A 14069-nucleotide genomic window follows, 5' to 3' on the forward strand; every position below is an offset into this window, starting at 1 on the left:
TTTTATATCATACCAGAATATTTCTAATAATCTCTTAATTTTCCATTATTTTCGAAACCAATTAGCCCCTTCATCCATATGTAAAAATGGGATGGTTGTATCTACCTCTCCTGATATCCGATCCAGCATCAGGTCTTCACCGTTCAACCAGTGTCCGAAGTCAATTTCAACCGGCTCCCTGTCTCCACCAAGTGCCATCCACGCCTTCATGTCCCTAGGAAAATATGCGGCCGTATGGATTGTCCCTGCCCAGCTCCCGTACAAGTCAGAAAATACCCCTTTATCGGTATCATTCATTAAGCGAAAAGCATCACCTGCTCCTAATAGATGTTTCCGGTTTTCTTCTATTATATTTAATCTTCTTTTTGAATCAGTCAACTCACGCCGATTTTCCTCTATCATCTTCTCAAAATGATTCGTGCAGGCTAAAGTCTCCCTTTCAACAATGCCTCGCGGAGATGTTTCAATTGCACAGCTTTTCCCCGTTTTATCATAAACAACATAAGTAAAAGAATGACGATGAGGAATCTCCTTAAGCATCGCAATCGCTTCCTTTGCATCAGCACAAGATTCAAGAATAAGCCTGCCAATCATACAGCAAATAAATCCATCACCAGGATTTTTGCGATTCATAAAATTATAACCTAAGCTTAGCCCCTTCTCATTCATTCCATCCATTCTTCCAGTCACCCGCTGACTTGGACCAATAATGGCATATCCCATATCAGTAGGTTGAAATAGCGTATAGCGGCCTTCATATGTTTTCGGGTGATAGTCATAATTTCGAATTAAGTAATGTTCTCCAATTAAAATCGAACAACCAGACTTCCTATAATTCACACGATATCCGCCAAACTCCTGTAACACTCTTTGAATTGGCCATTCCAACGCTTCTTGCAGTCCCATCAGCTCTTCCCACACACCAGGGGCAAACCTGTTAATGGCTGCCTTCGCTTCTTCAGCATCTATTTGAAATCTTGGCTTTCTTACTTTCCATTGATCTTCACGATTTTTGACAGAGAGCGAATCCTTCAAACGCTTTCCCTGCAGGACTCCAAAGTCATAATGTGATCCGCGAAATTGTAGCACATCACTGTAGATTTGTTTCATGATGATCCTCCTGTCTCAAGTATTCTTTGTTTAGCATACTTGAAACAACTGGGAAAATAAAGGACTCAAAGAATTTGGATTTAACTTGTTTGTGGATTAGGATGGGAGGGTGTTTGCTGTGGGTGTTGGTATCGGGGTGGGTCGGAATATTAATTAAGCCAACTAGTGGTTTGTTCATCGATTTAGGGTCGGTTCCAGCACTAGTTTAACTTTTTTTCACGCTTACGTTTCCTAAAGCTAAAGGTTTAAAATCATTGCAGCCTGCAGATTCAACAAAAAAAACTGCATTTAAGAGTTAAATGCAGCCTTTTACAGTCTGGGTAAAGCTATACTTTCTTCAGTTTTTCCGGTTTTTCCCCAAACATAATGCGATCAAGTACCTGCTCCTCCAATAGTGCCAAATTATGCTCTGAAAAGTGGCGTGGTCTTGGGGCCTGAACTCGGATGTCCACGGCAATATGACCGTCTTCGATTAAGATAATTCTATCTGCCAGCCTGATTGCTTCACGCACATCATGGGTTACTAGCAGCGCTGTAAATCCTAGACCTTCCCAGATTTCTTCTATTAGATTTTGCATTTCTAATCTAGTAAAAGCGTCTAAGGCACTCAATGGTTCATCAAGCATCAGTAAGGAAGGTTCATGAATAAGGGCCCTTGCAAGCGCCACCCGCTGCTTTTGTCCACCAGACAATGTCGATGGCCATTCATCCTTAAAGGATAGGAGACCAACAGAGTCTAAAACTTTCTCTGCCTTGCCCTGCCATTGCCCATCAAGCCCTAAGCCAACATTATCAATTACCTTTTTCCAAGGCAACAGTCTTGAGTCCTGATACATCATCGTCATATTAGCATCAGATTCTTTGGATGGAACATTGTTAAATAATAACTCTCCAGCTGTTAATGTTTCCAAATCTGCTACGAGGCGCAATAACGTGCTTTTACCACTTCCGCTCTTGCCTATAATCGCAACGAATTGTCCTCTTTCAATAGTTAAACTAATATTTTGCAGTACTTGTTTATCACCAAATGATTTACTCCCGCTCTTAATATCTATTTGTATAGCCTGTTCATTCTTGACTCTATTGCTGCCCATACTCTCACCTCCCGTATTATTGCTGCTTATTGTAACTTGCATTCCACTTCAATGCACGGTTCTCTCCAAAAAGGGCAATGACATCAGCCAATTTCCCAAGCAGTGCATAGATAATAATGCTTAGTATAATTATATCTGTCTGCATGAACTCACGGGCATTTGTAGCCAGGTAGCCTATTCCCTGCTCTGTCGGTATCGTTTCAGCCACAATAAGTGTAAGCCACATGACACCTAGGGCATATCTTACCCCTACAAAAATCGAAGGGAGTGCACCAGGCAAAAGAATCTCTTTAAATAGCTTCCAACCCTTTAATTTATACATTTTCCCCATTTCAACTAATCCTGGATCAACCGTCCGGATGCCATGAAAGGTATTCACGTAAATTGGGAATAATACTCCAAGAACAACGAGGAAAATCTTCGCACTTTCATCGATACCGAGCCAAACAATCACAAGAGGCAGCAAAGCTAAATGTGGAATATTCCTGATCATTTGGATCGTCGTGTCTAATAGACGATATGATGTATTGGAAAGTCCATTCATTATGCCGAGTGCAAAGCCAATCAATCCGCCAATTAACATACCGATAACTGCACGTGATAGACTTGCCCACACATGTGTAAATAATTCTCCACTGGCAATAAGTGTCCACCCGCTCATTAACACACTAATTGGTGAAGGGAATAATGATGGTGTCACTATCTCTAACGATGCTACCACTTGCCATACGATTAAAATAATAATCGGGATAATCCACGGCTGAAACCGCTTGAACCACGTTTTTTTCATTTCATCATTTCCTTTTTTAATAAAATAGTCTATTTAACAGGCATATCCTTCGATACATCCAATTCAGCCGGAATTAAGTTTATTTCAAAATACTTATCTGCTTGACGCTGCTGAGCATCAATCATTTCCTGAGTAATATTTGATGCACCAAATGTACGGCGCTCTACTTGCTTGTTAATGACTGATTCATCAATGCCTAGCGCTTTGGAAATTAGTCCTGCTACATCTGCTTTATTCTCATTTGCCCATTGATCGGATTGATCGATTGTTTCTAGCATTTGATCAACTAGTTCAGGTTCATTTTCATAAAAATCCGGTGTAGCAAAATAGAAAGTGCGATTCGGGTAATCATAATCTTCCCCTTCAGTTAATGTAACCACTTCTAATTCTGTCTCAATGCTTGCAAAAAAAGGATCATATGAAGCCAATGCATCCACTTGCTTTGTTTCAAAAATCGCTCTTCCTTGAGCTGCATCCTCAGGGTATACCCATTGCACATCATCTGCAGTTAAACCTACGGAATCCAAAGCTAAGAGAGCTAAATAATGGTGATTCCCACCTTTTAAAACCCCAACTTTTTTCCCTTTTAGCTCCTCTATAGAGGTAATGCCTGAATCTTTTAAAACCATTAACCCAACACCTTCTGGATTTGGCGCATCTGCTCCAACATACACTAATGGCTTGCCGGAAGCTTGCGCAAAAATAGCTGACCCATCAGCTGCATGACCAAAATCAATTGCTCCAGAATATAGTCCTTCTAATAGCGCACCGCCATGAACAAACATCTTCCATTCAATCGTGTACCCGTCTTTCTCTAACGCTTCTTCCAAAAATTTATTTTCCTTTAGGATATTAAGTGTGTTCCCTTTTTGATACCCAATCTTAATAACCTTCTTGCTTTCTTTAGATGTTGCCTCATCAGAACCATTGGATCCGCAGGCAGCTAATACTACAAAAGAAAGAAGCAGGATAATAGCTAAAACTAATTTATTTCTTGCGTTTTTCATGATTAAATCCCCCCTATATTAAATCTCTGTTTATTTAAAACGATATAGCGCCCCAAAAACATTAATGACTTCTTTTTCTGCTGATCCTGAAAAATCAGCAATAAATGGGATCTCTCCACGTTCGTCCAATAAAGTCTTTACCGTTCCTTCACCTAACGGGGAGTAAAATACTAAATTGCCACCATCCAGCAGCAAAGCTTGCCCTTTGGCATTTAGCTCTTTATCCACAAAAATGTCGCTCGCCTCTAAATTGAAGCAGTTACACCATTTTTTAATCGTTTCTTCAACATCATGAACGGTAAAGCCGATTGATGATAATTCGAGGTCACCTCTGCCATGCCCAGCAATAACCGATTGATCAATCAATTCTTCTTTTCGCACTTCATCCTCATCATCCCATTGAATAAAAAATGGCATCTCCAAGTCATGATCCTTCGACCCTATATACAGGAGTCTCCATGTAATTAATTTGCCGTCAGGTCTTTTTCTGCTCAATGGTAAAGGACCATTGACTTCTAGGCCAAGGTCCCGAAAACGCTTTGCATCAGCTTCTATATCTTCTGTCCTAATGGCAACCCTCGTTAACCCCTCGGAATAATTGTTATGCACAAAACTTTCTCTTAAACTATATTCAATCCCAGCAGCCTCTTCGACTAATTCTTGATTGAATACACCAATAATTTCTATATAACTTAAATCAAAGTAGCTTAAAGAATTATAAGTACCATAGCTTTCATGTCTGCCTCCTTCAACAGCATGAAGCCCAATATCTTTCAATACTTTCATCGTCTGTAAAGGGTCTTTAACGAAGTGGACTAGGTGATCAAACTGATATATTCCCATAACTCCTCCTATTTATTGTGAATTTTCTTTATTCTCCAACTATCCATACAATACAAGGCTATAATTATTGTGTCAAGAAAAAAATATAGTATCCTCATCTATATACTTGGTTTAACGCGGTGACATGATTAAAAATCCCATTAAAAAAGCTAACACAAGGAAATAATCGAATTTCCTTCGTTAGCTTTTTAATATCACTTTACTTTTTTACGAACCAGTTATATAAAGCTTCTGATTCTATGGTTAAATACGTATTATTTCCTTTATTGAAATGGATAGTGCCTTTCTTTGACGTATCTACTCTATCCTCGGTCAATCTCCATACTGTTTTATCACTAGCATAGTATTCACTTGCAGTGACTACTCGGTACCATGTTTCTCCGCCTGAGACACTTTCAGTAATTTTAAAGTTACCGACAGTCCTTTCAAAATCACCGTTCCCATCTCCCATTGTCACATCAATTACTTTAAGTCCGTCTGCATTTTTATTGAATACTACTCCCTTATTTGTCGTTGATTTCGCAGATCCATTAGGCGTTGCTTTAAATGTCACTTTTCCAGTGTAAAACGGACCTTTTTCTTCTTCATCTACCTGTGTTGCAATCACTTCCAATTTAATATTTCCTGTTTTACCTTGGAAGGCGATATCATTATTCCCGTGAGGCCAACTAGCAAAGATTCTAAAATCCTCACTATCTGACTCTGGTCTAAATGCAGTTCCATGATTTACTTCTTCCCATGCACCCGCAACCTTACGTTCCATTTTCAATTTAATCGGAGAGCTTCCATCAGATGGGAATAAATCCCCGGACGGAATTAAATCTACATTATATTCTAAAGGTACTTCCGTGTCGTTTTTCTTAATTTGGAATTGATATACTTCAACCGGATCCATACCCGGCTGCAGCTTTCCACCTAAAGCAAACTGTCCATCACCAATCGTTTGCCCTTGTGCATTGACTGTATCCACATTAAACTTTGCTGCTTGAGCAGTATTCCCTGTGCTTGTAAAGCTCTTAGAAAAATAGGCTACTGTTCCAAAAACTGCAACTGCAATTAATACCATAGCAAGTGAACCTAGTGTAAGCTTTTTCTTCAACATTTCTTCCCCCTCGATCCGCTGATCAATAGTAATTTTTATTTACCCCTTTTTAGAAATTCCTTTTGTTTTCTCATTTCTCAGATATTTATCTTTAAATATATTCATAAAAAGGAGTAGCACAAGAATCATACCAATGATAATTATTCCAATCGGACTACTTATAAAATTGGAAACATATCCTCCTTTTGGAATATTAAAAGCTAGTGAGCCAACGATTTGAGTACCAGAAACCAAGCCCTGATCCTCAATATTATTGGCATCTCCTTTTGTTTGGAGAAGGACTTGTCCATTCTGATCTACTAAATCTACTACCCTATGAGTAACTAATGTACCGCCCTTCTTGTATGTAACAATATCATTTTCTTGGATGCTCCCTATATCTACAGTCTTCACTACAACTAAATCCCCTGCATTAATGACAGGCTCCATGCTCCCAGTTAAAACAGACATGGGCATAAATCCAAATACTGCCGGAGGATCACCGGGTTCTTGTCCACCCTGCAAAATAGAATAGATTGAAACTAGACCAAGTACCAATAAAACGACAAATAATAGATTTCCTATTAAGCCTATAAATTTCTTAATAATTCCCCCTCCCTATCTACCTCTTTGTTCTTTAATAAGAACACTTTAGACTATTATATAAGTATTAGGAATAATAGACAAGAGAGTAAATACCTAAATATTCAGAATTATACACTAGTTAATCGATGGCTGTCGATTATTCAGTCTAAAAGAACCAGTATAAAGCTATAAAAGAAAACCAACATCAAACATTAGTCTTATAAGCATTTTCTGGTGTGATCATATGTATATTAAAATAGGAATAAACAAAACAAAGGATAAAATACCCTATTTTCAAGAAAAATAGGGTATTTTATCCTGGGTATTTTATCCTCTTAACAAATATTTAGAGCTTTGTTCGAATGGCCCAAAGCTCAGGGAAAAATTGTTGATCAAGGACCTTTTTTAAGTATCCTACTCCCGAAGAGCCGCCAGTGCCCGATTTAAACCCGATGATTCTTTCAACTGTTTTCATATGGCGGAAACGCCATTGCTGCAGCCAGTCCTCGATATCAACCAACTTTTCTGCCAGCTCATATAATTCCCAATATGCATCAGGGTTTTTGTATACCTTCATCCATGCATGGAGAACGGAATCATTTTGATGATAAGCTTGTGTAACATCCCTATTTAATACTTCAGGGTCTATACCTATTCCTGCCCTGGACAGTGCATGAATTGCTACATCATAAAGACTTGGTGTTTCGTAAGCATCCCTCAATGTTTTTTGCAGCTTTTCATCTTTTTGATAAATCTTTAATACATGTGGCGTCTTATAGCCTAAGGCAAATTCTATCATTCTATATTGATAGGATTGGAATCCAGATGCCTGCCCTAATGACTCACGGAATTCCATATACTCACTCGGGGTCATTGTCGATAGCACATCCCATGCTTGAATGATTTGTGATTGGGTTTTAGAAACACGCGCCAATCTTTTTTGCGCAGCGGCCATATCATCAGTTTTTATTGAAACGATCGCTGCATTAATTTCATGGAGAATAAGCTTCATCCATAATTCTGTGACTTGATGAATAATAATAAATAGCATTTCATCATGATGACCAGAGAGTCTTTTTTGGGCGGATAAAATCTGATCTAACTGCAAGTATTCTCCATACGTCATATTATTTGTAAAATCAGTATGGATATTTTTTTCAAAAGCAGCAGCATCCTTGCTTTGTTTTTCATTAGTCATGCAAACCCTCCTCAGTTAATCGCCTTATCACTGCCCTTACTGGACTGCCATCCGCATTTTTAAGTGGCAGAGGAAGGGCGATTAATTCATAATCTCCTGGCTCCACATAATCAACCATTATATTTTCTAGAATGTGAACGCCAGAATGATATAGAGCATGATGAGCCTCCATTTCTTTACTATCAAGTGAATCAACAGAAGGAACATCTACACCAATTAACCTTACCCCTCTGTCTTTAAGGAATGGAGCAATATCTGCTTCTAGATGTACAATTTTCTCGGGGAATAAATCGGGCTTATTAGGAATCGCCGTTTTTAAAAGAAGCCTTGTTACTCCTGTTAAATCAAATTGACTTAATACCGATTGATTGATTCGCTCATAAGATGATACGTCTATCAATCTCGCTCGGCCAATAAAAACAGCAATATCAAGATCCAAAATTTTTTCTCCTAGATCGTCAAAATGATAAGGAGCATCCACATGAGTGCCTGTATGTAAACTTGTAGTGATCCTGCCAATATTTACTGAGCCTGTTTGTTCTTTTGTAAATGAAGTGACATAGGTAAAAGCGGTATCTCCTGGCCAATGACTAATTTCATTTGTTAAGGGCTGTGATATATCAATCCATTTGTTATTCTTCATCCTCTAAGCCACTACTCCCCGCTTATTTTCAAATTGCTTATATTTCTTTTCTTCCATTATTTTTTTCAAAATTTGCACAGTATGCCATATATCTTCAAATGTATTATAGAGTGCGACTGGTGCCAATCTAATCCCGTTTGGAGAACGAAAATCAGGAATGATTCCCTCTGATTTTAATGCCTTGCAAATCCTAGCGGCCTCGGGATGCTCTAAAAACACATGACCCCCACGCTGACTTACTGCTAAGGGATTTCTAATCACAAAGCCAAAAGGATGCAGCTCATGATTAATCAAATCCATGAAATAGGTGGTTAATCTCAAGGATTTTGATCGAATAGGATCAATTCCCGCCTCAGTAAACATTGAAAGTGCACCAATTAAAGGCGCCATACTTAAAATATGAGGTGTACCGATTTGGTATGCGCCAGCATTTTCTGCAGGCACCATCTCATGACTCATATCGAACTGTCTTCCCTTATGCGAACCAAACCATCCAGCAAGACCAGGTGTAGTGCCTAAATGACGTTTATTGACATACAATCCACCAGTTGCACCGGGTCCTCCATTTAAATGTTTATAACTACACCAGAAGGCAAAATCAACATCCCATTTGCTTAAATCATGAGGGAGGGAACCAATTGAGTGACAAAGATCAAAGCCGATTAGAATATTTCGCCGATGCGCTTCTATTGTGAGCATCTCCATATCCAGTACTTGACCGCTCCGATATAATACACTTGGCAGGATAATCAAAGCGATATCTTCAGTCATCGCTGCAATAATATCCTCTTCTTTTAGAAAATGTCCATCTTCACTTTTCACCCGAACAAAATGATCATCAGGACCAAAACCCTTAACGGCTAGCTGACTTTTCATCGCATAGATGTCAGAAGGGAAATTTAATTCATCTGCTAAAATCTTTGTTTTCTTGTCTGCAGGCTGGTAAAACGTGGCTAATAATTGATGGAGATTAGTTGTTGTCGAACTGCTGACAATCACTTCTTCTTCCTCAGCGCCTACTAAAGAGGCCATTTGCTTCCCAAGTGATTCGGCTAAATAGAACCACGGATGCTCTCCTTCAGTCCATCCGTCGATCGCAAGTGTTTTCCAAGAATCCATGATGGCTTTTACTGAGGCTTCTGCTCTTTTTGAGAGAAGACCTAACGAATTCCCATCCAAATAAACAGTATCTTCTTTTATATAAAACTCTTGACGATATTTGCCCAGTTCATCTGACTGATCCAACTCTCTGGCATACTCAACTGTGTGTGCATTTTCACCCATAAGCCAACAACCTTTCAGAATATTTTTTATATCCGCAAAATTATATATGATGAGTAAACACCTGTCAATGAAGTGTGGTAACGGGGTAATCAACTAAAATAAATGTAAGATGTAAATAAAAAGGCGCCCCACTTTGGAAGCACCTTTATGCATCTGCATAAGCTGATAAAAAGCCTCATCATCTCCTTTTTTAGCTTTTTTAATGAGATTGAGTAAATCCAAGGAGACTCCCCCTCTTTCATTTTTCTATATATTAGACCTAGCTTGTGTAGAAAAAATCTTTTTTTATAATCCGTTTATTTTATTGATAATAATCCGATATTATAGATTAATAATATCCTTATTTTTCCTCACAAACTAAATTAAATCAAAAAACCATTTAATGAATGATCTTTTTATTCCTATTATCATTTCACTTTCCACCTGCTATTTTGCTATAATAATAGTAGAATGATATAGGGGGAAAATAGAATATGAAAAAGATTTTAGCAGCAATGCTGATGGCAACACTTGTTTTTTCACCATTAGGAAATGTGGTTTTCCAAGACCAAACAACTACTGTTGAAGCAAAGGGTTATAAGTCAGGTAAAAAAGGGATTAATTTGAATAAAAGCACCAATTCAAATAACCAAAACAATGTCCAAAAAAACCAAAACACACAAAATAATAAAGCTAATAATACCCAGCAAGCGAATAATAAAGGCGGGTTTATGTCAGGCGGGTTAATGAAAGGCTTAATGCTTGGAGGACTTGCTGGACTATTATTCGGAGGCTTATTCGCCAATATGGGGATGCTTGGTTCAATCCTTGGATTAATGATAAACGTTTTAGCGATTGTTTTCTTATTCATGATTATCCGTAAAGTATTTACGATGTTAAAGGATAAGAAGAAAAAAGAGGAAACGAACCCATGGAGAAATTAATTATTCCAGAACAGGATATTATTAATGCATTATGCATTTCTACTTCACGCAAAAAACAAGTGAAGCTTGAAGAAGTAGAAATAGAACTTATGTATGATGATGAATATGGTTTCTCTGCTGAAGCACATGTACATGGACGTCAACAAATCTTGATTATGGCTAACATCATTGAAGCAATTAGATTATGGCTAGAGGAATTCCTAAATCGTGACCCATATGCCGGCATCGAGCTTGTACTTGATGATGAACAAGGAATTATTGCTGTCGTGCAATAATTATCTAAATATTATCTTCCGGGCCTCTCTACAAAATATAGTAGGAGGCTCTTTTGTTTCCAGTAATTAAAGTATTGCTGGATTAATTAGATGGAAATATTTAATAGTGAATATCGTATGTAGATTTAATTACACCGTTAGAGTATTGCTTAGAGTCCACTAATCCTAGATTAAGGCTAGGTTTCCTGCTACCGAATAGAGAGATACCTTCTCCGACTAGAATGGGATTAACCTTCAGAACTAGCTGATCAATGAGTTTATTTTCAAGCAACGAACCTGCTAATTCTCCGCCGCCACATAGCCAAATTTTACCTTCCTCTTGCTTTTTGAGATCCTCAATAAACCCTAAAGTATCTTCTTGAATGAGTACTACTTCATCGTTCGATACAAATTGCATGGAATTTGAAAAGATATAATGTTTTATTCCTTTATAGCCAGGTTCACCTGGCTTCGCACCCAACTTAAATCCAAACTCATAAAAATTCTGGTACATGTTCACCCTCAAATAAAAACAGAGAGTTTTGAATATCTCCATCCATCATCCCTTGATCTGCAATAAAGTTGTCTAATGAAACCGCAACATGGTAAATCAATTTCGCCATCCTAGCTCCCACCTTATATATGATTTTTGATTGTATTCTCTAGAAACTTGGCAATCTCCTTTAATTGTTATTCCTAAAATGATAAGTTTTTCTGCTATCACTACACTTGTCCGTTTTATTTATAAAAAAGCTGATGAAATACAGCAGCTTAATTAATTGGTTACCGGGTCTTATTAACAGTATGAAAAAAAAGAGTATCAAATTGATACCCCTGGTAGTGTGATTATTTATTTTTTTATTTTACAAAACCGGCCTGTACTTGACCGAACACATACTGTAACATTTAGGATTAATGATTCAAATCATATTTGCGGCCTTTGATTAAATAGGCTGCACTTTCGGCGATATTGGTTATATGATCTGCTGTTCGTTCCAAATAACGATTGACGAATAATAATTGTGCTAATTGGTTTGTTTCTTCTGGGTGTTCACGTAAGTAGCCAGTGATACTTTTGTAGGTCTCATCATAATAGTTGTCAACTAGATCATCCAAATCGCCGACTTCTTTAGCAAGCATGATATTTTCTTCAAAGAATGATTTCACTGCTTTATGGAACATATCAATCGATACATCTTTCATTTGCTCAAGTTTGGTTAGATCCAGCAACGTATTGGCAACCCCTATTTTTATCGTTGCTTTTGCAATGTTTACTCCAAAATCAGCGATACGTTCAATATCCGAAGAAATTTTTAAAGCGCCAATCATAATGCGTAAATCTCTTGCAACTGGCTGCTCTTTAGCCATTAGCCAAATTGCAAATTGATTGATTTCTGTTTCAATAATGTCAATTGCTGTATCTTCCTCAATCACTTTTAAAGCCAGTTCGACATCTTGAGTTTTTAAAGCTGTAAATGCTTTTTCTAAGGAAGAAACAGTTAGCTCACCCATTTCCACCATTTTATCTTGCAATTCTTGCAAATTATTCTCAAAGTTTTCACGAACCACCATTTTTATCACCTCTCCCGTTTAACCGAATCGGCCAGTTACGTAATCTTCCGTTCTTTGATCCTTTGGCATGGAAAAGATGTTGCTTGTTTCATCATATTCAATTACTTCACCATTTAAGAAAAAAGCAGTTTTGTCAGATATGCGTGCTGCTTGTTGCATATTATGGGTAACGATAACAATCGTATAATCTTTTTTCATGTTTGCAATCAATTCTTCTACCTTTAATGTCGATATTGGGTCCAAAGCCGAAGTTGGTTCATCCATTAAAATCACAGCTGGCTTCATAGCAATTGCACGTGCAATACACACGCGTTGCTGCTGACCGCCGGATAATCCAAGTGCGGAGGTTTTAAGACGGTCTTTCACTTCGTCCCAAATTGCAGCGCCGCGCAAACTTTCTTCCACAATTTTATTTAATTCTTTCTTATTTTTGATTCCTTGCATGCGAGGACCGTATGCCACATTATCAAAAATACTCATTGGGAATAAATTCGGCTTTTGAAAAACCATTCCAACCTTAGTCCGTAGTTTTATCACATCACTCGATTGATATATATTTTCATTATCTATTTCAATTTCTCCGCTAATCTTCACACCATCGATCAAATCATTCATGCGATTTAACGTTCTTAAGAAAGTTGATTTACCACAGCCAGAGGGTCCAATTAAGGCTGTTACTTCTTTTTCCTGTATATCTAAAGATACTCTGTAAAGTGCCTGTTTTTCTCCATAGAACAAATCAAGATCGTTTACGCTAATCTTCGCTTTATCCGCTGATTGATCATTCATTTGTGACAATTTTCCTTTCCTTACTTCTTTATTACTCCCCATCACTGTTGTATTCATTCATTACACCTCATTTAGTAGTCAGCCTTATTCAACTTTTTAGATATAAAGGTCGCTGAAAGGTTCAGAACCAGGATGATAACAATTAATACGATTCCAACTGCAGCTGCAAGTTCAATGTCACCGGACTCCTGTGTAACCAAATAAGAATGAACTGTTAATGTTCTTGCCGATGAGAAGATACTATCTGGCATTGCTGCTACCGTTCCAGCTGTTAAAAAAATCGCCGCCGATTCACCAACAATTCTTCCCATTGATAGAATGATTCCTGATAGAATTCCTGGCATCGCACTTGGTAAAATCACTTTATATAAAGTTTGCAGCTTAGTAGTTCCCAAAGCAAGGGATCCTTCACGATAGGCAGGAGGGACTGTTTTTAATGCTTCTTCTGTTGTTCGAATGATTACAGGCAATACGATAATGGTTAATGTTAATGAAGCAGCAATGATAGACATTCCTAATTTCAAGGTTGTCACGAAGAATACAGCTCCAAATAATCCATATATAATAGATGGAATTCCTGTTAAACTCTCCGTAGCAAATCTGATCATTCTTACCAATCGCCCTTGTTTTGCGTACTCTTGCAAGTACACTGCCGACAAAATCCCGATTGGCGTTGCTATTAACAAGGAAATCACGATGGTATAAATAGTAGTTACAATCATCGGCCAAATACCGCCATGGCCTACTGGTGAGTAATCTCCAAAAATAAAGTCGAAGTTAATTAATCTGAATCCCTTGTAAAATATATATCCAACAATAATAACGAGAACGGCAACTGTTAAGAAAGCAGAAAACCAAAGAAGTCCACGTAACAAATTATCTTTAAACCTTCTCAA

At 37.8% G+C, this 14069-nt stretch carries 16 protein-coding genes and 1 pseudogene; 2 read left to right on the top strand and 15 right to left on the bottom strand.

Annotated features, from left to right (window positions below):
* Positions 1–45 precede the first annotated feature (45 nt).
* The 11 genes from J2S17_RS21145 to J2S17_RS21195 form a co-directional block, all read right to left on the bottom strand.
* Positions 46–1110 (bottom strand): C45 family autoproteolytic acyltransferase/hydrolase, encoded by a 1065-nt coding sequence (locus J2S17_RS21145; RefSeq protein ID WP_307477835.1) that lies wholly within the window; start codon positions 1108–1110, stop codon positions 46–48.
* A gap of 326 nt (positions 1111–1436) precedes the next feature.
* The gene (locus J2S17_RS21150; protein ID WP_307477836.1) at positions 1437–2204 is read right to left on the bottom strand and encodes an ATP-binding cassette domain-containing protein; all 768 of its coding nucleotides are present in this window, start codon (positions 2202–2204) and stop codon (positions 1437–1439) included.
* A 16-nt stretch (positions 2205–2220) separates the two neighbouring features.
* Entirely contained in the window at positions 2221–2994 is a 774-nt protein-coding gene (locus J2S17_RS21155; protein WP_307477838.1) for an ABC transporter permease subunit, read from the bottom strand.
* Positions 2995–3023: 29 nt separating this feature from the next.
* Positions 3024–4001 carry an aliphatic sulfonate ABC transporter substrate-binding protein gene (locus J2S17_RS21160; RefSeq protein WP_307477840.1) on the bottom strand — a complete coding sequence of 326 codons (978 nt, stop codon included), beginning with the start codon at positions 3999–4001 and terminating at the stop codon, positions 3024–3026.
* A gap of 30 nt (positions 4002–4031) precedes the next feature.
* Entirely contained in the window at positions 4032–4844 is an 813-nt protein-coding gene (locus J2S17_RS21165) for a VOC family protein (RefSeq protein WP_307477841.1), read from the bottom strand.
* 199 nt (positions 4845–5043) lie between these two features.
* Positions 5044–5943: a hypothetical protein gene (locus J2S17_RS21170; protein WP_307477843.1), complete on the bottom strand. Its 900-nt coding sequence runs from the start codon at positions 5941–5943 to the stop codon at positions 5044–5046.
* Between the two features lie 42 nt (positions 5944–5985).
* A complete protein-coding gene (locus J2S17_RS21175; RefSeq protein WP_307477910.1) occupies positions 5986–6534 on the bottom strand; it encodes a signal peptidase I in 549 nt (182 codons plus the stop codon).
* 322 nt (positions 6535–6856) lie between these two features.
* On the bottom strand, positions 6857–7708 hold the full coding sequence (gene kynA, locus J2S17_RS21180) for a tryptophan 2,3-dioxygenase (protein WP_307477844.1): 852 nt from the start codon (positions 7706–7708) through the stop codon (positions 6857–6859).
* On the bottom strand, positions 7701–8351 hold the full coding sequence (gene kynB, locus J2S17_RS21185; protein ID WP_307477846.1) for an arylformamidase: 651 nt from the start codon (positions 8349–8351) through the stop codon (positions 7701–7703). The genes kynA and kynB overlap by 8 nt, the downstream gene beginning before the upstream one ends.
* Positions 8352–8354: 3 nt before the next feature.
* Positions 8355–9635: a kynureninase gene (kynU, locus tag J2S17_RS21190; RefSeq protein ID WP_307477848.1), complete on the bottom strand. Its 1281-nt coding sequence runs from the start codon at positions 9633–9635 to the stop codon at positions 8355–8357.
* Between the two features lie 93 nt (positions 9636–9728).
* A complete protein-coding gene (locus tag J2S17_RS21195) occupies positions 9729–9857 on the bottom strand; it encodes a hypothetical protein (protein ID WP_307477850.1) in 129 nt (42 codons plus the stop codon).
* A gap of 251 nt (positions 9858–10108) precedes the next feature.
* Here J2S17_RS21195 and J2S17_RS21200 point away from each other — a divergent pair, with 251 nt between their 5' ends.
* Positions 10109–10558, top strand: coding sequence for a hypothetical protein (locus J2S17_RS21200; protein ID WP_307477851.1), 450 nt, complete (start codon positions 10109–10111; stop codon positions 10556–10558).
* Positions 10546–10833, top strand: a complete 288-nt coding sequence (locus J2S17_RS21205; RefSeq protein WP_307477852.1) for a YxcD family protein — start codon at positions 10546–10548, stop codon at positions 10831–10833. Before J2S17_RS21200 ends, J2S17_RS21205 begins: the two co-directional genes overlap by 13 nt.
* A gap of 100 nt (positions 10834–10933) precedes the next feature.
* On the opposite strand, the pseudogene J2S17_RS21210 reads toward J2S17_RS21205, so the two are convergent.
* From J2S17_RS21210 to pstA, 4 genes and pseudogenes are all read right to left on the bottom strand, one after another.
* Positions 10934–11435, bottom strand: a pseudogene (locus J2S17_RS21210) (dihydrofolate reductase family protein).
* A 289-nt stretch (positions 11436–11724) separates the two neighbouring features.
* Entirely contained in the window at positions 11725–12384 is a 660-nt protein-coding gene (gene phoU / locus J2S17_RS21215; RefSeq protein ID WP_307477853.1) for a phosphate signaling complex protein PhoU, read from the bottom strand.
* 18 nt (positions 12385–12402) lie between these two features.
* Complete coding sequence (gene pstB, locus J2S17_RS21220) at positions 12403–13230, bottom strand: phosphate ABC transporter ATP-binding protein PstB (RefSeq protein WP_442342053.1); 828 nt, start codon at positions 13228–13230, stop codon at positions 12403–12405.
* Positions 13231–13244: 14 nt separating this feature from the next.
* A complete protein-coding gene (gene pstA, locus J2S17_RS21225) occupies positions 13245–14069 on the bottom strand; it encodes a phosphate ABC transporter permease PstA (protein WP_307477854.1) in 825 nt (274 codons plus the stop codon).

It is taken from the genome of Cytobacillus purgationiresistens, assembly GCF_030813235.1.
GTDB classification, from domain to species: Bacteria; Bacillota; Bacilli; order Bacillales; family Cytobacillaceae; genus Cytobacillus; species Cytobacillus purgationiresistens.

What these genes read in the sequence shown, in the direction of transcription:
- J2S17_RS21155 (WP_307477838.1), bottom strand. Translation starts at nt 2,994, where the DNA reads ATGAAAAAAACGTGGTTCAAGCGGTTTCAGCCGTGGATTATCCCGATT.
- J2S17_RS21150 (WP_307477836.1), bottom strand. Translation starts at nt 2,204, where the DNA reads ATGGGCAGCAATAGAGTCAAGAATGAACAGGCTATACAAATAGATATT.
- kynB (WP_307477846.1), bottom strand. Translation starts at nt 8,351, where the DNA reads ATGAAGAATAACAAATGGATTGATATATCACAGCCCTTAACAAATGAA.
- J2S17_RS21145 (WP_307477835.1), bottom strand. Translation starts at nt 1,110, where the DNA reads ATGAAACAAATCTACAGTGATGTGCTACAATTTCGCGGATCACATTAT.
- J2S17_RS21165 (WP_307477841.1), bottom strand. Translation starts at nt 4,844, where the DNA reads ATGGGAATATATCAGTTTGATCACCTAGTCCACTTCGTTAAAGACCCT.
- J2S17_RS21160 (WP_307477840.1), bottom strand. Translation starts at nt 4,001, where the DNA reads ATGAAAAACGCAAGAAATAAATTAGTTTTAGCTATTATCCTGCTTCTT.
- pstB (WP_442342053.1), bottom strand. Translation starts at nt 13,230, where the DNA reads ATGAATACAACAGTGATGGGGAGTAATAAAGAAGTAAGGAAAGGAAAA.
- J2S17_RS21205 (WP_307477852.1), top strand. Translation starts at nt 10,546, where the DNA reads ATGGAGAAATTAATTATTCCAGAACAGGATATTATTAATGCATTATGC.
- kynU (WP_307477848.1), bottom strand. Translation starts at nt 9,635, where the DNA reads ATGGGTGAAAATGCACACACAGTTGAGTATGCCAGAGAGTTGGATCAG.
- phoU (WP_307477853.1), bottom strand. Translation starts at nt 12,384, where the DNA reads ATGGTGGTTCGTGAAAACTTTGAGAATAATTTGCAAGAATTGCAAGAT.
- kynA (WP_307477844.1), bottom strand. Translation starts at nt 7,708, where the DNA reads ATGACTAATGAAAAACAAAGCAAGGATGCTGCTGCTTTTGAAAAAAAT.
- J2S17_RS21200 (WP_307477851.1), top strand. Translation starts at nt 10,109, where the DNA reads ATGAAAAAGATTTTAGCAGCAATGCTGATGGCAACACTTGTTTTTTCA.